The following is a 20,609-nucleotide window of genomic DNA, read 5'->3' as shown; positions in this document are numbered from 1 at the left end:
CGGTATATACCCTTACGTACGGTCCAAGGTTTAGCAACTTTCACGCCACAGTAGTGCGGGTACTCGGTGGTGGCTTGCAAATCAATAGCGATGCCTGGCGCGTGTGCAGAAATCGTTAATGGACAAGGCCCAGCTCACGCACGCGGTCCACGTGCGCCAGCAGCGAGCGTTTGGCCACCGGCCAGATACGCGGGTCCACGTCGTCGTAGGCGCCCGCGACCCAGTCGTCGATCGTGCCTTCCGGGTGGGCCTGCATCACGCGCATGATCTTGGCTTCGCGCTGCAGGCGATGCGCCTTGAGCCGGGCGATCGCATTCTTTGCGTCCGCCAGCACGTAGCCATGCGCCGGGGCGATGAAGCCGATCTGGTGTTCGTCGCAGGCCGCGCTCAGCGCGTCCAGGGAATCCAGGTAGGCACTCATGTCGCCATCGGGCGGGTCAATGACCGTGGTGCTGCCGTTGAGGATGTGGTCGCCGCTGAACAGCAGGCCGTCTTCCACCAGCACCAGGCACACATGGTTGGCGGCATGGCCGGGTGTGTGCAGCACCTTCAGGGTATGGGTAATTTCGCCTTCCGGCCCTTTGCTGGTGAGCGCAAGCAGCTCCTGATTTGATAGCGATCGATCCGGCGAGAAGGCGCTGGCGGCGCGCGCCGTGGGTGCCGAAGGCAGGCCCAGAATCGGCGGCGCAACGCTGCACATGGCCTGCAGCGGTTTGGCGCCGGGTGAATGGTCGGGATGCGAGTGGGTGCACACAATCATGCGGATGTCGCCGCCGGCCGCCCGCCAGAGGCGCTGCAGGTGGTCGTGATCGGCCGGGCCGGGGTCGATGGCGATGTAGCCGCTGCCCGGGTCGCCGACCAGGTAGCTGTTGGTGCCCGGCCCGGTCATCACGCCGGGGTTGGGCGCCGTCAGGCGCATCACGTTGTTGAGCAGCGCCACGGGCTGTGATGTCTGCCAGTCGAGCGCGTGCACGATCTGCCCGTCCGGGCAGGTCAGCGCCAGCTCGCCGTAGGGCGCTTCGTGTTCCATATAGCGCGCTTCCTTGCCGGCCAGCAGCCCGGCGCGCGGGCAGGAGGTCCAGAGCGGGACTTCGGACGCGCAGGCCGCCAGCACCGAGGCCACGTCGGGGTAGTGCTGCAGTCTTTCCAGTGTGCGTATCGTGGGGAAGATGATGAAGAAACCCCCTGCCGCGTGCCGCGCCAGCGCCTCGGCCGGCCGCACCCAGACCGGCTCAAACTGCTCGGCCTCGTCGGCCACCGGGTTTTGCCCTTCGGGCATGCGGGCAACAAGAAAAGGCACGTCAAAGCGGCGCGGCAGGTCGCGGTCGGTGATCCAGTGCGCCAGCACAAACACCTGGTCACCGGCCAGCGTCAAGCCGCGCTCCCGGCATTGCACGGCGAAGGACGCCTTGCGGTCCAGTGCTGCGATGTCGGCGGTCGTGGCATAACTGCCGTCGACGTGGCGCGCCAGCAGCACGCCGAGTTCCTCAAAACTTTCGCGGATAGCCGCGATGGCCTGTGTCAGGTGCAGGTCGCTTTGCGTGGCCCGCCGCGTAGACTGTGCATGCGCCGCGGCATCCGCCGCGTCGATGCCGCCGCCGGGAAAGACATAAGCCCCCGGGGCGAAGCTGGCGCTCGTGGAGCGCCGTGTCATCAGGACTTCGACGCCGTGCGGGGTGTCGCGCAGCAACAGCACGGTGGCCGCCGGGCGTACAGGCGCGGGTTCGCGCGAAGGATGGAGCAATTGGGAAGGACGTGGCATCCGCAAATTATGGCTTCGGGGCTGCGCGGGCGTTGCCGGCGGGTTTGGGCGTATTTTTCTGCCCTGCAAAACCGTGGCAAACCATGCGTATCGCCCTGAATTCCTTCAAAACCACGGCCGGTGGGTGCGAAATGGCCGATTCACCTCTTTAAGTGCCGCCTTCGCACCGCAGATAATTCCCCCATGCGAATCCGATTCACCAAAATGCAGGGCGCGGGCAATGACTTTGTCATGCTCGACGAAACCCGCGCCCCGCTGGGCCTCTCCACCGCGCAATACCGCTTCCTGGCCGATCGCCACTTCGGCGTGGGCGCCGACCAGATTCTCTCGGTGCGGCCGCCGCCTGCGGATGCGGGGGAGGGCATCGACTTCGAGTACGTGATCCACAACGCCGACGGCGGCGAGGTTGAGCAGTGCGGCAACGGCGCGCGCTGCTTTGTGCGCTTTGTACGCGAGCAGGGGCTGACGACAAAGGACGTTGTGAGGGTCAAGACCCTCGGCGGGATCATCGAGCCGCGCCTGCAGGCTGACGGGCGTGTCACGGTCGACATGGGCGCCCCGGTGTTTGACCCGGTACGGATTCCTTTTGATGCTTCGGGCCTTACGCCTGTGACCCAAGGCTCATGGCAAAAATGGCCGCTAGCCCTTGATGGGTCAGCGCAAGCAGCTCCTCTTTTGATAGCGGCCTTGTCGATGGGCAACCCGCACGCGGTGCAACTGGTGGATGACGTCGACGCTGCGCCGGTGCTGCAAACCGGCCCGCTGATTGAAAACCACGTGCGTTTTCCGCGCCGTGTGAACGCCGGCTTCATGCAGGTGGTTTCGCGCAGCCAGATTCGCCTGCGGGTCTACGAACGCGGCGCGGGCGAGACGCTGGCCTGCGGCACAGGCGCCTGCGCGGCGGTGGTGGCGGGCATACGCTGGGGCCTGCTGGATGCGCGGGTGGACGTGATGACGCGGGGCGGCCAGCTCACCATTGAGTGGCCCGGCGGACTCGACGCGCCTGTCATGATGACCGGGCCGGCTACTACGGTGTTTGAGTCCGAGATCAATATCCCCGATGGGATCTGAAAACTGCCTTTCGACGAAAGCGGATGTAACGCGGGCGCAGTATGCCTTTGCGCCTGCTGCAAAACTGAGGACAATGCCCGGATGAATCCAACTGAACACCCCATCACCGAAGACGACATCGCCAACTTCCTGGCCAACACGCCCGACTTCTTCGAGCGCCACGCCGAACTGCTGGCTTCGGTGCAACTGTCCAGCGGACACGGCAACCGTGCCGTCAGCCTGCAGGAACGCCAGGCCTTGATGCTGCGCGAAAAGATCAAGGGCCTGGAAACGCGGATGGTCGACATGATCCGTCACGGGCAGGACAACGTGGCGATTGCCGACAAGATGCAGCGCTGGACACGCAAGCTGCTGCAGGCGACGCAGGCGCGCGACTTGCCGGGCGCCATTGTCGAAGGCATCACCGGCGAATTCCTGATCCCGCAGGCTGCCATCAAGGTCTGGGACGTGAACGGGATTTTTTCGGATGAAAGCTTTGCGACCGATGTGAGCGAGGACGCCAAAACCTTTGCATCGTCATTGAGCGCACCCTACTGCGGCGTCAATTCGGGCTTCGAAGCGGTCAACTGGCTGCCCGAGCCCGCGGTGGCATTGTCGATCGCGTTGATACCGCTGCGCGCTGCGGCGGGGGCGGAAGTCTCGGGCCTGCTCGTGCTGGCCTCACCCGACCCGGAACGTTTTCACAGCGGCATGGGCACGGATTTCCTGGAGCGCCTGGGCGAACTGGCCGGCGCGGCGCTGACGCGGCTGCGGCCCCAGCCGGTCACTGCCGAATAGGCACCGGGGCCATGCACCACGGCCATGACACAAACGCTGCTCCCCGTTTCTGAATCCAGCGGTGGGCAGCCGGCGCTGCCGCCTTCCGATCCGCTGGTCGAGCGTTACCTGGAGCATGTGCGGGTGGAAAAGCGCCTGGCCCAGCGCACCGTGGAGCTCTACGCGCTCGACCTGCAAAAGCTCGAAGTCAATGCACACCAGGCCAGGGTGGCGCTGGTGGCAGTGCAAAACGTTCACATGCGGCGCTGGGTGGCGCAAATGCATGGCGCGGGGCGCAGCGGCCGCGGCATTGCACTGATCCTCTCAGGCTGGCGCGGCTTTTACACCTGGCTGGGCCGCGAAGGCCTGATCAGCGGCAACCCCGTGCAGGACGTGCGGGCGCCCAAAGCCCCCAAGCCCTTGCCCAAAGCCCTCAGTGTGGACGAAGCCGTGCAGCTGGCGGGCTACCAGGCCGATGCCGCCGATGGCGACCCGCAGCTGGAGCTGCGCGACCAATGCATCACCGAACTGCTGTACGGCTGCGGGCTGCGTATCGGCGAACTGGTGGGCCTGGATGTGAAGGCCAGTGCGCAGGCGCGCGGCTGGATCGACACGGATGCGGCCGAAGCTTATGTGCTGGGCAAGGGTTCCAAAAGGCGCAGCGTGCCGGTCGGCCGGGCTGCGCTGCAATCATTGCAGCAGTGGCTTGCCGCGCGGGCCAACTGGGCGCGTGAAGACCCTGCGCTTTTTATCAACCAGCGCGGCACCCGCCTGACGCCGCAGCACATCCGGGTGCGGCTGAAGCAGCGCTCGCTGAAGGCGGGGCTGGCCACGCCGGTGCACCCGCACATGCTGCGCCACTCCTTTGCCAGCCATGTGCTGCAGTCGAGCGGTGATTTGCGTGCGGTTCAGGAGCTGCTGGGCCATGCCAACATCACGACCACGCAGGTCTATACCCGGCTGGATTTCCAGCACCTGGCCAAGGTGTATGACGCGGCGCACCCGCGGGCCCTGTCGAAAGCCGGAAAGGCCGGCGCGGGCGCGCCGGCATCACCAGGAAGCCTGGCGAAGCCCGACAAAGACGCTAAAGACAAAGCCTGAGCCTGGCACCAGCACTGGTGCCAGGCTCAGGCTGGACTGGGGCGGTCGCGCCTTGCCGGCCGTGCCGGTGGCATTTCCCCGAGCATGAACACCGCCCGCTTGCTGTCAGCCGGGGCGGCGGCCAGGCGCTCTTCAAGTTGGGCCAGCAGGCCCTGGGCGTTGGAGCCCTGGTAAGGCACCAGGGCGTACGCGACATGAACCTGTGCGACGCAGTCCACGTGCAGGCCTTTGTAGGGCATGAGGCAGCGCGCCACGATGCGCGGCCCGAGCGTGCCGGCGTCCTCGGCATTGAAGGGGCCTTCGACCAGCATGCCGAAGCGCCGCTCCGACAGCCGCGCAGCGCTGTCGATCTCGCGTGCGGTGGACAAAAGGCGTTCGGCCACATGCAGCGGCAATTCTTCGGCGGCCTTGCGCCCGAAATCGCGCTGGATCTGCTCGGAATTGACCAGGTCGATGATCATCACCGCGCTTTGGTGGCGTAGCCGTTCGGAACGCGCAATCATGCGGATCAGGCGCTCGGCAAACACGTGGCCGTTGATGAGACCCGTGGCCGGGTCCACCCGGTCCAGGCCCTGGATGCGGCGGATGTTTTCGCGCCGGTGCTGGCTGCGCAGCATCAATACCAGCATGGCGATGGGCAAATGCAGCGCCACACCCAGCTGCATGCCGTGCTGCGTCAGGAAACCGATGGGCACCAGCTCGGCATTGCGGGCCATGGTCCATCCAGCGGCGGCCAGCACCGGCACATACGCCAGCATCAGCCAGGGCGCAAACCGGTCGCCGCGGCGCCAGGCCCAGCCCATGACCAGCACGCTGCTGAATTCCAGCAGCAGCACGATGGGGATGAACAGGCCCATGCGCGATGCAGATGGAACCAGCGCCAGCACCACAGCCGCCAGCACGCCCAGCGCGGCCTGGCCCGCCATCAGCCAATGCAGGCGCAATGAGCGTTCGGGCAGGGCCACCACCGCGGAAATGAACAACAGGGTGGCCGACACCGCCAGCATGGGCAGCACGGATGTCGAAATGTCGTTCCACCCCGGCCACGCCGGCCACAGGTGCAGCCCCGCGATGCCGGTGACGGTCGCCTGCGTCAGGCCCATCAGGGTCACGCAGAGGGCGTAGTAACCGTACGCGGTGTCGCGCAGTGAAATGGCGCCCAGCGCCGAGATCAGCGCCGCCAGCCCCGTCAGCCCGAAAAAGATGCCCAGGATCAGGGAAACACGCTGTTCTGAGTGGCTCAGGCGCCCCTCGCTGATGAACTGCAGTGGCGCGCTGAATGCGTGGCCGTTCTCCAGGCGCAAAAGGTAATGGGTGGGTACCTCGGCCGACAGCGCGATGGGCAGCAGGGGATGGCGGTGCGGCACTGGCCACTTGTCTACCGCCACCAGGTCGCCGGCGCGCTGCTCGTTCCACCGGCCGACACCGTCCAGGGTATACAGCGAAGCCCGGTCGATGGACGGGTAGGGAACCTCAAGGTACCAGCGCTCTGTGTCTGGCGCCGGCGGCACGTTAAAGCGCACCCACATGGCCTGGCCGCTGGTCACCGGGTAGATCGCATTGCCGTGTGTCGGCTTCCAGGGGATGTCGGGGGCGGTGGCAACCTGCTCGGGGGTGAACTGGCCGGTTGTGTCTATCCAGTAGTCGCCCCAGTCCTGCAGTGCGACAGGTTCTGTCTGGGTGTCCAGGTCCAGTATGGTGCGCGACCGTGCATCCAGGCTGGTCAGCGCCAGCAGCGAGCCCATGAACAGGCTGATAACCAGCCCCAGCAACAGGGTGCGGACGGGGGCGGGCGTGCGCATGGCCGGGCTTGCCAGCGGCCCGTGTTTCTTCCATCGCCGCGAAAATGAGGTCAAAAACATTAACCTGCGATTGTCGCAAAACTTTCACGAAAATTACACCGAGCTGTCAAATCGCTGTCGGTCGGCTCATTTGTCAGCGTGGACGCTCCGTGCCCAAGAAGGGGGCGATGCCATCAGCCGCGACAATAGCGCCATGAAAATAATTCGACTGCGGGACGGCAAGGAGCGCTCATTGCTGCGGCGCCACCCCTGGATTTTTGACGGCGCCATCGCCAAAGGGGGCGGTGACGCGGGCGAGACCGTGCGGGTTGAAAGCCACGCCGGCGAATTTTTGGGCTGGGCCGCTTTCAGCCCGGCCTCCAGGATCCGGGCCCGGGTCTGGAGCTTTGACGAAGCCCAACGCATCGACGCTGCCTTCTTTTCAGCGCGCATCGCCCAGGCCCTGAAGGCACGGGAGCTGTTTGACATCCAGAGCGACGGGCGGCGGCTCATTCACGGCGAATCCGACGGCCTGCCAGGCCTGGTGGTGGATCGCTATGCGGACACGCTGGTGGCGCAGTTTTCCAGCTGCGGCGCAGAAAAATGGAAAAGTGTGATTGTCGAAGCCCTGCTTGCCCAAACCGGCCTGACGCGCCTGTATGAACGCTCCGATGCGAGCTCCCGTGCCCTGGAAGGCCTGCCCGAAGTGACCGGCTGGCTGGCCGGCTCGGGCGAAACCGGCATCACCATTACCGAACACGACTGGAAGCTCAGCCTGGACGTGGCCGAAGGCCATAAAACCGGCTTTTACCTGGACCAGCGCGACAGCCGGCAGAAGTTTGCCGCCTACACGCGCCGCCTGCGGTTCGGCCAGGTGCTCAACTGTTATTGCTATACCGGCGGCTTCACCGTGGCTGCGCTGGCCGGCGGCGCCGGGCACGTCACGTCGATCGATTCGTCCGGCCCGGCGATCGAACGGGCCCGGGCCAATGTGGCACTGAACGGCTTTGACGCCAGCCGCACCACCCTGCTGGATGCCGATGTCAACGCCTCGCTGCGCCAGTACCAGAAGGAAGGCCGGATGTTCGACGCCATCGTGCTGGACCCGCCCAAATTCGCGCCCACGGTGACGCATGCCGAGCGTGCCGCCCGTGCCTACAAGGACATCAACCGGTTGGCGTTGTCGATTCTGGCGCCCGGCGGCGTGCTGTTTACCTACTCGTGTTCGGGCGGGGTCAGCGCCGACCTGTTCCACAAGATCGTGGCTTCGGCCGGCATCGATGCGGGGGTGGACGCTTTCATCTCCGAGCGCATGGGTGGCGCACCCGACCATCCCATGACGGTCGCCTTCCCGGAAGGCGAGTACCTGAAGGGGCTCGTACTGGTGAAACGGGTGGGCGGCTGATTTTTATATAAATAGTGGCTGCAGGCTAATAAAGACGGGCGCAAGCAGCTATTAAAAATATAGCGGATACAGGACGGAAATTACCGGCCTGCGCTGTTTTTGGGGCCCCTGCGCTTGACACGACCTGTAAAGTAACTGCTGGCCAAGGTGGTATTCACGGGGGCTGCGTGGCGGGCTTGAACCCGCCGCTAAACTCCCCCACCTGTGTGGCTGCGACCTGCTTCGCCCTTCGCGCTACCCCTGCAATTCCTGTTTTTAGGTAACACCATGAGCTTGATCCCCGTCACCATCCTCACCGGCTTCCTGGGCTCCGGCAAAACCACGCTGCTCAAGCGCGTGCTGACCGAGGCGCACGGCCAGAAAATCGCTGTTATCGAGAACGAGTTCGGTGAAGAAAACATCGACAACGAAATCCTGGTAAATGACACCGAAGAAAACATCATCCAGATGAACAACGGCTGCATCTGCTGCTCGATCCGCGAAGACCTGCGCGAAACACTGCAGTTGCTTGCCGCCAAAAAGCGCAAGGGCCTGCTCGACTTTGAGCGCGTGGTCATTGAAACCACCGGGCTGGCCGACCCGGGGCCGGTGGCGCAGACGTTTTTCATGGACGAAGAAATTGCCGAGCAGTACCTGCTTGACTCGATCCTGACCCTGGTCGACGCCAAACACGCCGCGACCCAGCTCAACGACCGCCAGGAGGCGCGCCGCCAGGTCGGGTTTGCCGACCAGATATTCATCAGCAAAACGGACCTGGTGGCCAAGGACGAAGTTGACGCGCTGATGCACCGCCTGAAGCACATGAACCCGCGCGCGCCCCAGAAAGCGGTGCATTTCGGGGAAGTCGCCATCAAGGACGTGTTTGACCTGCGCGGCTTCAACCTCAATGCCAAGCTGGACATCGACCCCGACTTCCTCAAGGAAGACGACCATGCCGGGCATGACCACGATCATGACCATGAGCACGGGGAGCACTGTGATCACCCTTCACATGCGCACGACGCCAAGGACGGGCATGAGGGCCATGGCCACCATCACCACCACGACGATGACGTCAAGAGCTTTGTGTTCCGGTCGGACAAGGCTTTCAGCCCAGCCAAGCTGGAGGACTTCCTGGGTGCGGTCGTCAACATTTACGGCCCGCGCATGTTGCGCTACAAGGGCGTGCTGAATATGGAAGGCACCGACCGCAAGGTGATTTTCCAGGGGGTGCACCAGCTCATGGGCAGCGACCTGGGGCCCGCCTGGGCCGAGGGCGAGAAGAAAAACAGCAAGATGGTCTTCATCGGCATCGATTTGCCCAAAGATATTTTTCTGCAGGGCCTGGAGCAATGCCTGGTTTGAGGTAGGCTGTCCGCCTGTGGCCTGTAAAAGGCGGAGGGCTTCATGTTTGTCTCGATTCTCCAACGATTTGTTCCAAGGGTGCTACGGCAGGCTGCGCAGCCGCTACAATCGCGCGCCGACCAAAATACCCGGAAAATCAATTCGGGAGGCAAGCCAGGCACAAAATCGGCTACAAAGCGGATTGAAAGCCACCCAGGTGTGGTTTTCGAGGCTGGCAGGCGGCAGATAAACCAGGAAATCTGGCAACAGGTAGGGTTGAACTGCGCTGCAGCGGTTTGGCCAGGAAGCTGCCGCGGAGGGCCATGGGCCATTCCGGGGCTGCTTCCCAGAGGAGACACATTGTGAAAGCCCAAGCAAAAAAGACCAAGACACCTGCCAAACCGGCCGCCAAGCCTGCATCGAAAGCCAAGCCGGCGCCAAAGCCCGCCGCCAAAGCTGTGAAGAAAGCGGCCAAACCTGTTGCCAAAGCCAAGCCGGCACCCAAACCCGTTGCCAAAAAAGCCGCCAAGCCGGCTGTCAAGGCTGCTTCCACGAAAAAGCCTGCCACCGCAGCTGTCAAGAAAACCGCTGCCAAGCCCTTGCCCAAAGCAAAGGCCGTCGCCAAACCCGTCAAGCCCGTGCTCAAATCTCCCCCAAAACCTGCGGCAAAGCCTGTTGCAAAATCAGCTGCCAAGCCCGTTGCAAAACCGGCCGTAAAACCTGCAAGCAGCGCCAAGCCGGCCCCCGCCGCCGTGGTGGTACCCGCCCCGGCACCGGTCAGGGCCGGGCTGATGGCCCCGCCTCCACTGAAACCCGGCAGGCGCAGCTCCGCCCGCGTAGCCACCCAGTCACCCCCTCCCGCACCCATGGTGCCAACCCATGCGCCTGACGCAGCCAAAGCCAGTTACTCCACAATGACCGAACGCGTGATCGCGCCGCCACCCCAGGCGGCGGCCAAAAAAGACCCCAAGCTCGCCAACAACTGGAAGACCAAATCCGCCGAGCAGCTGACCGACGACGAAGTCAAGGCGATGCCGGACTCCGAGTACATGAACGAAAAGCAGCTGGCTTTCTTTCGCCACAAGCTGTCGGTGCTCAAGCAGGACATCCACAACAGCGCCGGTGAAACCACCGAGCATCTGCGGGAAGACACCGTTGTGGTGCCCGACCCGGCGGACCGCGCTACGATTGAAGAAGAACATGCCCTTGAATTGCGCACCCGTGACCGGGAACGCAAGCTGCTCAAGAAGATCGAACAGTCGATTGCCCGCATCGACTCCGGCGACTACGGTTATTGCGATGAAACCGGCGAACCCATCGGCGTAGGCCGGCTGATCGCCCGTCCCACGGCCAATTTGTCCCTGGAAGCACAGCAACGCCGGGAACTTAAACAGAAGATGTTTGGCGATTGATCCCAGATTACCGGTTGAAGTTTATTTAATCGTCCTGCCATGTCCAAAGAAGATACCGCTTCAGGCTTGCTCTCCAAGATGGTGAAGTTCGTCCGGAATCCGGCCACGAACTGGTCGGATCTGGACGGCGCGCAAACAGACCGCGACGAAGCCATGAGCAAGCAATTGCTCAAGGAAATGATTGAGCGCAAGCGGCAAAACGACTTCGTGCGCAAGCGCGAATTCGACATGCTGCGCAAGATGCGCAAGCGTGAAGCCATGGTGGGTGTGGGCCAGGACCCAGGCGGCCGGCCTTCGTTCTTCCAGAGCAGCATGCCCTCCAAGCCCGACGACAGGGCCACCACGCTCAAGAAGATCGACGAGATCGAAGCGCAGATGTCCATGCAGTGGTGGAAAACCAAGAATGGCGGCATGCCGGACAACTCGGTGCACGCGCCCTTGCATAGCCCATCGACGCAGGCGCCCCCCATGCTGGACAATGCATTGCCCACCGCATACAGGGCCACGGCGCCGGCAGGTTTGCAGCAGCTGAACGCAGCCAGGTTGGCCGCCGAGCAGCAGGCGGCCCGGGAAGCCGCTCACGAGCCCTCCCAGACCCAGCCCGATTCCCTGTCTGTTGCGCTGGCCGCAGCCCGATCTACGCCTCCCGCCCAACCTCCTGCCAAACCTCCTGCAATCGGCGGCCTGGCGGGTATCGGCGGCAGTTACGACAGCGGCGGCGGTTCCAGCTTTTCTCCTTCCAAGCTCACTGCGGTGGATGTGGAGGAAGTGGTTGCCCATGATGCAGAGCTGGAGGAGGCCGCTATCCGGTTTGCCAATGGCGACGATGCGGGTGCCGAAGCCGGCCTGCTGGAAATTCTTGCCCCCGGTGCCGTACGCGCGGGCCACCCGGATACCTGGCTGACCTTGTTTGACCTGTACCGGGCCACGGCCCAGCAGGATAAGTTTGAAACGGCAGCCATCCAGTTTGTCGAGCGGTTTGACCGTTCGGCACCGCAGTGGTTCTCCATGCCTGACATGGTGAAAATGCTCAGCGTTCCGGCGGCGGGCAAGGCTGCCGCCAATCCGAATGGTCCTGCTGTTGATTGGGTCTGTCCCTCTGTGCTGGGTATACAGACCGTGGCAGCCCTCAAGGCGGCCACCGCCAAGGCGCCCATGCCGTGGCGCCTGAACTGGAACAACCTCAAATCCATCGAACCTGATGCTGTCGAGCCTTTGTACAAGGTCTTCAGCGGGTGGGCGACCCAGCCTGTTCAGCTGCGTTTCATGGGTGATGCGCAGTTGCAGAAGGTACTGCAGAACGCCACCCCTTCAGGCAGCCGCGATACCGCCCAGCAATGGTGGCTTTTGCGCATGGAGGCGCTGCGTGTAACGCATCGCCCCGACGACTTTGAATTGGCCGCACTCGACTTCTGCGTTACCTACGAGGTCTCCCCGCCAGCCTGGGACAGTGCACGTTGCGAATACAAACCGATCGATGCGCAGGGCGGCGTCACGGATGGGTCGGCCATCATTGGCGACGTGTACCGTGATTCCGTGTCCTCCAGTCTGAGCGCCATTGATGGAGACACCCAGATGGATGCACCGAGTTCACAGATGAGCAATGTGCTGTCGGTCGAACTGTCAGGCCAGATCCAGGGTGATGCGATAGCGGTGCTGGACAAACTGGAAGTCAAGCTGATGGGTGCAGACATGATGCTGATCTCCTGTGCCAAGCTCATTCGCGTGGATTTTTCGGCTGCGGGAACGCTGCTGAACTGGGTGTCAGCCCGCGAAGAAGAAAACCGGTCAGTGCAATTCACGGAAGTCAATCGCCTCGTTGCAGCGTTTTTCAATGTGATCGGCATCACTGAGCACGCAAGGGTCACAGTCCGCATCGACTGACCTTGCGGCCTTTCTGCTGGCCGATTTGGGTAGTGTTGTCATGCCATTCGGCGTCTAGTCGGATTGGTCCGACAGGTCTTCCGGTGCCCTGTGCTTTCTGCACCGTATCCCTTCAAAAAAACACGCTATCCCTGCGGTCACGCCCATTCTTGTTATGTGGCGGCCGTTACCCGCTATATTTTTCATAGCTATGCCATGCTTGCACTGTGTAAAAACAGGTCGCTGAGCGTTTGAATGGATGGAAATAGTTCCTCTTTTTTCCATTTTGGCGGGTGCTCAGTTGCTGGCGCTTAAAGCAATACTTTCAGTGCACCGTCTAAGTGCTTAATTTAGAACACTTTTTAATATAGGCCCTGGATCCGAAGATACTCCTAAGTCCTTGATTTCATTGAAAAAATTTGTTTCAAATCCCTTGTTTGCAAATGGTTTCCTGCTAAAGTGGGGAAAAGTGCAATTTAGTGGTGAAAAGTGTTTTTCAAGGGTTTGTAGCAGTGTTTCAAGGCGCTTCATCGTTAGTTCTCGATACCAAGGGTAGGCTCTCCGTGCCTACCAGGCATCGTGACGTGCTGAGCGCCACAGCTTCCGGCCAACTCACCATCACCAAGCACCCGCACGGTTGCCTCATGATTTTTCCCCGCAACGAGTGGGAGAAATTCCGCGACCGCATCGCTTCGTTGCCGATGCAGGCGCAGTGGTGGAAGCGCATCTTCCTCGGCAACGCAATGGACGTCGACATGGACGCCACCGGCCGTGTGTTGGTGTCGCCCGAATTGCGGGCGGCTGCCGGCATCAGCAAAGACACGGTGCTACTGGGCATGGGTGGTTATTTTGAGCTTTGGGACGCCGCCACCTACGCAGCCCAGGAGGCCGAGCAGATGAAGGGCGAGATGCCCGATGTCTTCAGAGACTTCTCGTTCTGAAAGAAGACGGTGAACGGCACATGGACACACCGCACCGTCTTGTTGAACGAAGCCATAGCGGCGCTTCTTGTCAACCCGGACGGCCACTACGTCGACGCGACCTTCGGGCGCGGCGGCCATTCGCGGTTGTTGCTGTCGCAGCTCTCACCCCAAGGGCGGCTTACCGCCTTCGACAAGGATCTCGACGCCATTGCCGAGGCGCACACCATCACCGACCCGCGGTTTTCCATCCGTCACGAGGGTTTCATGCATTTGGGTCTGTTGCCCGTCGCCAGTGCGGCCGGTGTCCTGATGGATCTGGGTGTGAGCTCACCGCAGATCGACAACCCGGTGCGCGGTTTTTCTTTTCGGCAAGAGGGGCCTTTGGACATGCGCATGGACACCACGCGTGGCCAGAGCGTGGCCGAGTGGCTGGTGGATGCATCCATAGAAACCATGGCGGAGGTGATTCGTGAATATGGCGAAGAACGGTTTGCTCAACAGATTGCAAAGGCGATTGATCGTCGCCGACAGGAACGGGGCCCTCTTCGAACCACCGCTGAGCTGGCCGAAGTCGTGGCTGGCGCGGTCAAAACCCGCGAGCCGGGCAAGGACCCTGCAACGCGCACATTTCAGGCTCTTCGGATTTTCATCAACGCCGAGCTTGAAGAGCTGCAACAGGCGCTAGCTGCGTCGCTGAAAGTTCTCCAACCGGGAGGCCGTCTGGTGGTGATCAGTTTTCATTCGCTCGAAGACCGCATCGTCAAGCAGTTCATCGCCGCACATTCGCGCGAGGTGTTCGACCGTCGCGCGCCTTTCGCCGAACCCAAGGCCATGCAGCTCAAGGCGCTTGGCCGCACCAAGCCCAGCGCGGAAGAGGTCGAAGGCAATCCGCGCTCGCGCAGCGCCGTAATGCGCGTCGCCGAACGCACGGGGGTGGCGGCATGAACCCCGTAGTACGCGAAGCGACAAACGTGGGGGACCTACAAAGGGCGACAGGCATTTCATGCCAGCCGGGGCCGCGGAACCGGCTTTGCCGGGCCGCAGGCGCGGCGGCCCCCTCGGGGGGCAGCGCAGTACGCGAAGCGACAAGCGTGGGGGTCATATCATGGCCAGACTAAACCTCGTGTTGCTTCTCGCCGTGTTGGCCAGCGCGCTTTACCTCGTGCGCACCCAGTACGAGTCGCGACGCCTCTATGTCGAGCTGGAAAAAGCGACGGCCGAAGCCCGCAAAATCGAAATGGACAACGAGCGTTTGCAGGTGGAAAAGCGCGCCCAGGCTACGCCGCTGAAGGTCGAGAAGCTTGCAAAGGACAAGCTGCAGATGCGCACGGTGACACCTGCCATCACGCAATATGTGAGCTACAAGGACGCTCCGGTAACGGCGGCTTCGGCGCCGGAAGGGCCCAGGCCATGAGCCGCAGCGTGCTTTATTCGTCCAGCCCCCTGCTGGCCAGCAAGACTCCCGTCTGGCGCAGCAAATTCATCGTGGCCGGTATCGCGTTGGCTTTTGCCGGGCTAGCGGGTCGTGCGGCCTATATCCAGATTTTTGGCAATGAATTTTTCCAGCGCCAGGGTGAGGTGCGCTTTGCCCGCACACTGGAGCTGCCCGCCAACCGCGGCCGCATCCTGGACCGCAATGGGCTGATCCTCGCATCCAGCGTACCGGCATCCAGCATCTGGGCCATTCCCGAAGACGTCGAAGCCAGCAAGTCGCAACTGGCCGAGCTGGCCGTGCTGCTGGAAATGCCGCTGGTCGAGCTCAACAGAAAACTGGGCGAAGAGGACAAGACCTTTGTCTGGCTCAAGCGTCAGGTTGACGAGCCGGTGGCAAAAAAAATCCATGCCATGGGCGTCAAGGGCATCTACCAGCGCAAGGAGTACAAGCGCCAATACCCCGAGGGCGAAACCGTGGCCCACGTGGTGGGTTTCACCAACGTTGAGGATCGCGGCCAGGAGGGCATTGAGCTGGCCTTCAACAAGGACCTGGCCGGCAAGGCCGGTTCGCGCCGCGTGATCAAGGACCGCCTGGGCCGTGTCGTCGAGGATGTCGGCGAACAGATGCCGCCCGTCGAAGGCAAGGACATTCAGCTGAGCATAGACAGCAAGGTGCAGTTCTTCGCCTACCAGAAGCTGCGCGACGCGGTCATTGCGCGCAAAGCCCGGGCCGGCAGCGTCGTGGTGCTGGACTCCACCACCGGCGAGGTATTGGCATTGGCGAACTATCCCAGCTACGTGCCCGACAGGCGGAAAAATCTGACCGGCGAGCAGTTGCGCAATCGGGCCCTCACCGATACCTTCGAGCCGGGTTCCACGATGAAGCCGATCACGGTGGCCATGGCGCTGGAGGCCGGTCGCATCAAGCCGCAAACCGTCATCGAAACCGGACCCGGCCGTTACAGCATCGGCGGCTTCACCATCAGTGACACCCACAACTACGGCACGCTGACAGTGGAAGGCGTCATCCAGAAATCCAGCAACGTCGGCGCGCTGAAGATCGCACAAAAGATGAGTCCGCAGGAAATGTGGGAGACCTACATGGCACTGGGTTATGGGCAAAAGCCGCAGATCCAGTTCCCAGGCGCGGTCACCGGACGTGTGCGACCCTGGAAGACCTGGCGCCCTGTCGAGCAGGCGACCATGGCCTATGGGTACGGGCTGTCGGCCTCGCTGTTCCAGATGGCGCACTCCTACACTGCGTTCGCGCATGACGGTCAGATCATTCCCGTCACCATGCTCAGGAGCAGTGAGCCTGCGGTAGGCGTACAGGTCTTTTCGGCAGCGAACGCGCACGCCGTCCGCCGGATGCTGCAAATGGCCGCCGCACCCGGAGGTACTGGCCCGTTGGCGCAAACGGTGGGTTATTCGGTAGGCGGCAAATCGGGAACGGCGCACAAGCAGGTCGGAAAAGGTTATGCCACCAACAAGTACCGGGCCTGGTTCACCGGCATGGCTCCCATTGAAGCGCCCCGCATCGTCGTCGGTGTAATGATCGACGAGCCCAGCGACGGCAACTACTTTGGCGGCGTGGCCGCCGCGCCTGTGTTCAGTGAAGTGGTGCAGCAGACCCTGCGCATGATGGGCGTACAGCCCGATATGAGCGTCAAGCCGCAAATCACCACGCAGGCCGTGGAGGAGTCGTTTTGAGCATGCAACTCCACACCCCTGAACAAGCCGCCGGCTGGTTGCGCGAACGCGTGAGCGGCAGCCTGTGCACGGACAGCCGCAGGCTGACCCCGGGCGACGGCTTTGTCGCCTGGCCCGGCACCGCGACCGACGGGCGCAAGTTTGTGGGCAGCGCGTTGAATGCGGGCGCCACTGCCTGTCTGGTCGAACAGGAAGGCGCGGCCGCCTTCGGCTTCCAGAACGAAAAGATCGCCGAATACGCCGGTCTCAAGGCCGCGACCGGGCCTATCGCCGCCGTCTACTTCAACCAGCCGAGCCGGCAACTGCGAATTTCCGCTGTGACCGGTACCAACGGCAAGACCTCCACCGCCTGGTGGCTGGCGCAGGCTCTGGGTCGGCTGGATCACAAATGCGGCGTCATCGGCACGCTGGGCATAGGTGAGCCTGGTGCCATGGTTTCCAACGGCCTGACGACGCCCGACCCGGTGCTGCTACAACAGGAACTTCGGCGCTTCGCCGACCAGGGCTTTGTCGCCTGTGCGCTGGAGGCCTCCTCCATCGGCGTGGTCGAACACCGCCTGGACGGGACCGTCATTGAGGTCGCAATTTTTACCAATTTCACGCAGGACCACCTCGACTACCACGCTTCCATGCAAGCCTACTGGGAGGCCAAGGCCGCGCTGTTCGGCTGGCCGGGCCTGAGGGCGGCGGTCATCAATATCGACGATGCCAAGGGTGTAGAACTGAAGGAGTCGCTCGCGGGGAGCGACCTGGACCTCTGGACAGTGTCCTGTGCGCAGCCGGCACGCCTGCAGGCGCGCAAGATCGAGCACGGCACCGATGCCCTGAGCTTTGAGGTGGCTGAGGGTGCCGAAAGCCATACGCTGGCTGCCCGACTGGTGGGCCAGTACAACGTGTCCAACTTGCTCGGTGTGCTCGCAGCCCTGCGCGCCATGGGTGTGTCGCTGGCCGATGCGGTCAAGGCCTGTGCCGGCCTGCTGCCCGTGCCTGGGCGCACCGAGACGCTGGCCGTCCCGGGCCGGCCGCTGGTGGTGATCGATTACGCCCACACGCCCGACGCACTTGAAAAGGTGTTGCTCGCGCTGCGGCCGGCAGCGGCACACCGCAATGGCCAGCTCTGGTGCGTGTTCGGTTGCGGTGGTGACCGCGACACCACCAAGCGACCGCTAATGGCAGCCGTAGCCGAAAAAAATGCCGACCAGGTGGTGGTGACCAGTGACAACCCGCGCAGCGAAAACCCGCTGGCCATCATCTGCCAGGTCTTGCTGGGCCTGAGCCACCGCGATGCCGTGCATGTTCAGGCCGACCGGTCAGCCGCCATCACGCACGCCTTGAGCCTGGCTTGTCCCGAAGACATCGTGTTGCTGGCCGGCAAGGGCCACGAAAGTTATCAGGAAGTGGGCGGTGTGAAGCTTCCCTTCTCCGACCGCGAGCATGCGCAGGCGGCGCTCGATGCCCTGGCTTCGCCCAAACAAGGAGGCCGGCCATGATGCGCCTGCAGCAAGCCCTGGGCTGGTTGTCCGCTGCTCGCCTTGTGGGTGACGGCGGCGTGCAGGCCTTGCGGGTCAACACCGACACGCGCAGCCTGCAGGCGGGCGACCTTTTTGTGGCGCTCAAGGGCGAGCGCTTCGATGCTCATGATTTCCTCGCGCAAGCCAAGGCACAGGGCGCAGTCGCGGCGATTGCCCATCATGGTCTGGTGCAAGCTGGCCTGCCGGGGCTGGAAGTGCCCGACACGCGCCTGGCGCTGGGTCAACTGGCCGCCGGTTGGCGCTCGCAGTTCCGTCTGCCGCTGGTGGCTGTGACGGGCAGCAACGGGAAAACCACCGTCACGCAAATGATCGCGGCCATCTTGCGCGCCTGGAAGGCCAACAAGGCCTTCGCCACTGAAGGCAACCTCAACAACGACATCGGTGTGCCGCTCACGCTGCTGCGCCTGTCGGCCGAGCACGAAGTAGGGGTGGTCGAGCTGGGCATGAACCACCCGGGCGAGATCGCCTATCTGGCTGAAATTACCAGGCCCACCGTCGCGCTGGTCAACAATGCGCAGCGCGAACATCTGGAATTCATGGCCACGGTGGAAGCGGTGGCGCGCGAAAACGGCTCGGTATTTGCGTCGCTGGATGCGGGCGGCACGGCGGTCTTTCCGGCCGACGACGACTACACCCCCCTGTGGCGTGAACTGGTCGGCACGCGCAAGGTACTGACCTTCGCGCTCGCGGGCGCCGCCGACATCACAGCTACCGCGCAATGGGATGACGGCTGCTGGAAGGTGGTGGCTACGACCCCGGCGGGCAACACTGATTTCTCTTTGCACATCGCCGGCCGGCACAACGTCAAGAACGCCTTGGCCGCCGCGGCCTGCGCGCTGGCGGCGGGCGTTCCCCTGGCATCCATCTCCGTGGGTCTCTCGGCTTTTGTGCCGGTCAAGGGCCGTTCCCGTGCCATCGCCGTGGCCCTGCCGGGCCGGGTGTTGACGTTGGTCGACGACAGCTACAACGCCAATCCCGACTCCATGCGCGCCGCCCTGGAGGTCCTCGCCGAACTGCCCGGCCCGCGTCTGATGGTGATGGGTGACATGGGCGAGGTCGGCAACCAGGGGCCGCAGTTCCACGATGAAGCCGGCCGCCATGCACGCGCGCTGGGTATTGAAAAATTGTTCACATTGGGCGAGCAGTCAAAGCAGGCAGCGGCCGGATTTGGCGGTGCGCAGATTTTCGGCGGCATGGACGAACTCGCCGCCGCCGTGCTGGCCGAGCTGCCCCACACCGGCAGCGTGCTGGTCAAGGGTTCTCGCTTCATGAGGATGGAGCGTGTGGTCCAGGCCATCACGGCCAATGCGCAAGATCAAACACAACATCAACAACATCAGAAGGAAGAGCCCCATGCTGCTTAGTCTGGCCCAGTGGCTCCAGTCAATCTCCCCCGAATTCGGGTCCTTCAGGGTGTTCCAGTACCTGACGTTCCGTGCAGTCATGGCCGCGCTCACAGCCCTGCTGATCGGTCTGCTGGCGGGCCCCTTTGTGATCCGGCGGCTGATCTCGCTGAAGATCGGGCAGCCAATTCGGGAATACGCGATGCAGACCCATTTGAGCAAGAGCGGCACACCCACCATGGGCGGTGTGCTGATTCTGCTGTCCATCGGAATTTCCACATTGCTATGGTTCGATTTGTCCAACCGTTTCGTCTGGATCGTCCTCATCGTCACGTTGGGCTTTGGCGCCATAGGCTGGGCAGACGACTGGCGCAAGGTCGTGCTCAAAGACCCGGAAGGCATGCGGTCACGTGAGAAATATCTGTGGCAATCCATCATCGGCCTCATCGCGGCGCTGTACCTGGTGTTTAGCATCTCCGAGAGCTCCAACATGCGCGTGCTCGAACTGTTCTTCAGCTGGGTGCAGTCGGGCTTTGACGTGAACCTGCCGCCCAAAGCTGGCCTGCTGGTGCCTTTCGTCAAGGAAATCAGCTACCCGCTGGGCGTGTTCGGCTTCGTGATCCTGACTTACCTCGTGATCGTGGGCTCCAGCAATGCCGTCAACCTGACTGACGGCCTGGACGGCCTGGCCATCATGCCGGTCGTCATGGTGGGCTCGGCGCTCGGTGTGTTTGCCTACGTCACCGGCAGCTCGGTCTACTCCAAATACCTGTTCTTCCCGCACATCCCCGGCTCGGGTGAGCTGCTGATTTTTTGCTCGGCCATGGCAGGCGCCGGCCTGGCCTTTCTGTGGTTCAACACGCACCCGGCCCAGGTCTTCATGGGCGACGTGGGCGCGCTGGCGCTGGGCGCCGCGCTGGGCACCATCGCGGTCATCGTGCGCCAGGAAATCGTGCTGGCCATCATGGGCGGCATCTTCGTCGTCGAGGCGCTCTCCGTGATGATGCAGGTGACCTGGTTCAAGTACACCAAGAAGCGCTACGGCGAAGGCCGCCGCATCCTCAAGATGGCGCCGCTGCACCATCACTTCGAGAAAAGCGGCTGGAAAGAAACGCAGGTGGTCGTGCGTTTCTGGATCATCACCATGCTGCTGTGCCTCATCGGCCTTTCCACCTTGAAGCTCAGGTAACAGG

At 62.9% G+C, this 20,609-nt stretch carries 16 protein-coding genes; 14 read left to right on the top strand and 2 right to left on the bottom strand.

The window, feature by feature from the left end:
- Positions 1 to 115: 115 nt before the first annotated feature.
- Entirely contained in the window at positions 116 to 1,762 is a 1,647-nt protein-coding gene (locus tag AC1D13_RS21935; protein ID WP_477666618.1) for an MBL fold metallo-hydrolase, read from the bottom strand.
- A 183-nt stretch (positions 1,763 to 1,945) separates the two neighbouring features.
- Here AC1D13_RS21935 and dapF point away from each other — a divergent pair, with 183 nt between their 5' ends.
- From dapF to AC1D13_RS21920, 3 genes are all read left to right on the top strand, one after another.
- The gene (gene dapF, locus AC1D13_RS21930; RefSeq protein ID WP_477666619.1) at positions 1,946 to 2,833 is read left to right on the top strand and encodes a diaminopimelate epimerase; all 888 of its coding nucleotides are present in this window, start codon (positions 1,946 to 1,948) and stop codon (positions 2,831 to 2,833) included.
- Between the two features lie 81 nt (positions 2,834 to 2,914).
- The gene (locus AC1D13_RS21925) at positions 2,915 to 3,610 is read left to right on the top strand and encodes a DUF484 family protein (RefSeq protein WP_457281114.1); all 696 of its coding nucleotides are present in this window, start codon (positions 2,915 to 2,917) and stop codon (positions 3,608 to 3,610) included.
- A 24-nt stretch (positions 3,611 to 3,634) separates the two neighbouring features.
- On the top strand, positions 3,635 to 4,690 hold the full coding sequence (locus AC1D13_RS21920; protein ID WP_477666620.1) for a tyrosine recombinase XerC: 1,056 nt from the start codon (positions 3,635 to 3,637) through the stop codon (positions 4,688 to 4,690).
- 26 nt (positions 4,691 to 4,716) lie between these two features.
- Here AC1D13_RS21920 and AC1D13_RS21915 read toward each other — a convergent pair whose 3' ends face one another.
- A complete protein-coding gene (locus AC1D13_RS21915) occupies positions 4,717 to 6,492 on the bottom strand; it encodes a sensor domain-containing diguanylate cyclase (protein WP_477690285.1) in 1,776 nt (591 codons plus the stop codon).
- Between the two features lie 193 nt (positions 6,493 to 6,685).
- On the opposite strand from AC1D13_RS21915, the gene AC1D13_RS21910 reads away from it, so the two are divergent.
- From AC1D13_RS21910 to mraY, 11 genes are all read left to right on the top strand, one after another.
- Positions 6,686 to 7,876 carry a class I SAM-dependent rRNA methyltransferase gene (locus tag AC1D13_RS21910; protein WP_457281111.1) on the top strand — a complete coding sequence of 397 codons (1,191 nt, stop codon included), beginning with the start codon at positions 6,686 to 6,688 and terminating at the stop codon, positions 7,874 to 7,876.
- A 267-nt stretch (positions 7,877 to 8,143) separates the two neighbouring features.
- Positions 8,144 to 9,220 (top strand): CobW family GTP-binding protein, encoded by a 1,077-nt coding sequence (locus AC1D13_RS21905; protein WP_457281110.1) that lies wholly within the window; start codon positions 8,144 to 8,146, stop codon positions 9,218 to 9,220.
- A 341-nt stretch (positions 9,221 to 9,561) separates the two neighbouring features.
- Positions 9,562 to 10,611, top strand: a complete 1,050-nt coding sequence (gene dksA, locus AC1D13_RS21900; protein WP_457281109.1) for an RNA polymerase-binding protein DksA — start codon at positions 9,562 to 9,564, stop codon at positions 10,609 to 10,611.
- A 39-nt stretch (positions 10,612 to 10,650) separates the two neighbouring features.
- Positions 10,651 to 12,495 carry an STAS domain-containing protein gene (locus AC1D13_RS21895; RefSeq protein WP_457281108.1) on the top strand — a complete coding sequence of 615 codons (1,845 nt, stop codon included), beginning with the start codon at positions 10,651 to 10,653 and terminating at the stop codon, positions 12,493 to 12,495.
- 491 nt (positions 12,496 to 12,986) lie between these two features.
- Complete coding sequence (mraZ, locus tag AC1D13_RS21890) at positions 12,987 to 13,415, top strand: division/cell wall cluster transcriptional repressor MraZ (protein WP_457281642.1); 429 nt, start codon at positions 12,987 to 12,989, stop codon at positions 13,413 to 13,415.
- Between the two features lie 9 nt (positions 13,416 to 13,424).
- A complete protein-coding gene (rsmH, locus tag AC1D13_RS21885) occupies positions 13,425 to 14,342 on the top strand; it encodes a 16S rRNA (cytosine(1402)-N(4))-methyltransferase RsmH (protein WP_457281107.1) in 918 nt (305 codons plus the stop codon).
- Positions 14,343 to 14,502: 160 nt separating this feature from the next.
- Entirely contained in the window at positions 14,503 to 14,811 is a 309-nt protein-coding gene (gene ftsL / locus AC1D13_RS21880; RefSeq protein ID WP_457281106.1) for a cell division protein FtsL, read from the top strand.
- Positions 14,808 to 16,541 carry a peptidoglycan D,D-transpeptidase FtsI family protein gene (locus AC1D13_RS21875; protein WP_477690284.1) on the top strand — a complete coding sequence of 578 codons (1,734 nt, stop codon included), beginning with the start codon at positions 14,808 to 14,810 and terminating at the stop codon, positions 16,539 to 16,541. Before ftsL ends, AC1D13_RS21875 begins: the two co-directional genes overlap by 4 nt.
- A 2-nt stretch (positions 16,542 to 16,543) precedes the next feature.
- Positions 16,544 to 18,031 carry a UDP-N-acetylmuramoyl-L-alanyl-D-glutamate--2,6-diaminopimelate ligase gene (locus tag AC1D13_RS21870; protein WP_477690283.1) on the top strand — a complete coding sequence of 496 codons (1,488 nt, stop codon included), beginning with the start codon at positions 16,544 to 16,546 and terminating at the stop codon, positions 18,029 to 18,031.
- A complete protein-coding gene (locus AC1D13_RS21865) occupies positions 18,028 to 19,437 on the top strand; it encodes a UDP-N-acetylmuramoyl-tripeptide--D-alanyl-D-alanine ligase (RefSeq protein WP_457281103.1) in 1,410 nt (469 codons plus the stop codon). The genes AC1D13_RS21870 and AC1D13_RS21865 overlap by 4 nt, the downstream gene beginning before the upstream one ends.
- Positions 19,427 to 20,605 carry a phospho-N-acetylmuramoyl-pentapeptide-transferase gene (mraY, locus tag AC1D13_RS21860; protein ID WP_457281102.1) on the top strand — a complete coding sequence of 393 codons (1,179 nt, stop codon included), beginning with the start codon at positions 19,427 to 19,429 and terminating at the stop codon, positions 20,603 to 20,605. The genes AC1D13_RS21865 and mraY overlap by 11 nt, the downstream gene beginning before the upstream one ends.
- Positions 20,606 to 20,609: the final 4 nt, after the last annotated feature.

The organism is Polaromonas sp. P1_E12 (genome assembly GCF_056405975.1).
Note: the sequence above shows the minus strand (reverse complement) of the source record. Positions and strands in the feature narration are given on the sequence as shown.

Bases quoted from the DNA above. Each gene is read 5' to 3' on its own strand.
- AC1D13_RS21910 (WP_457281111.1), top strand. From the start codon at position 6,686: ATGAAAATAATTCGACTGCGGGACGGCAAGGAGCGCTCATTGCTGCGG.
- AC1D13_RS21915 (WP_477690285.1), bottom strand. From the start codon at position 6,492: ATGCGCACGCCCGCCCCCGTCCGCACCCTGTTGCTGGGGCTGGTTATC.
- dapF (WP_477666619.1), top strand. From the start codon at position 1,946: ATGCGAATCCGATTCACCAAAATGCAGGGCGCGGGCAATGACTTTGTC.
- ftsL (WP_457281106.1), top strand. From the start codon at position 14,503: ATGGCCAGACTAAACCTCGTGTTGCTTCTCGCCGTGTTGGCCAGCGCG.
- AC1D13_RS21875 (WP_477690284.1), top strand. From the start codon at position 14,808: ATGAGCCGCAGCGTGCTTTATTCGTCCAGCCCCCTGCTGGCCAGCAAG.
- mraY (WP_457281102.1), top strand. From the start codon at position 19,427: ATGCTGCTTAGTCTGGCCCAGTGGCTCCAGTCAATCTCCCCCGAATTC.
- AC1D13_RS21865 (WP_457281103.1), top strand. From the start codon at position 18,028: ATGATGCGCCTGCAGCAAGCCCTGGGCTGGTTGTCCGCTGCTCGCCTT.
- AC1D13_RS21895 (WP_457281108.1), top strand. From the start codon at position 10,651: ATGTCCAAAGAAGATACCGCTTCAGGCTTGCTCTCCAAGATGGTGAAG.
- AC1D13_RS21870 (WP_477690283.1), top strand. From the start codon at position 16,544: ATGCAACTCCACACCCCTGAACAAGCCGCCGGCTGGTTGCGCGAACGC.
- AC1D13_RS21925 (WP_457281114.1), top strand. From the start codon at position 2,915: ATGAATCCAACTGAACACCCCATCACCGAAGACGACATCGCCAACTTC.
- AC1D13_RS21920 (WP_477666620.1), top strand. From the start codon at position 3,635: ATGACACAAACGCTGCTCCCCGTTTCTGAATCCAGCGGTGGGCAGCCG.
- AC1D13_RS21905 (WP_457281110.1), top strand. From the start codon at position 8,144: ATGAGCTTGATCCCCGTCACCATCCTCACCGGCTTCCTGGGCTCCGGC.
- AC1D13_RS21935 (WP_477666618.1), bottom strand. From the start codon at position 1,762: ATGCCACGTCCTTCCCAATTGCTCCATCCTTCGCGCGAACCCGCGCCT.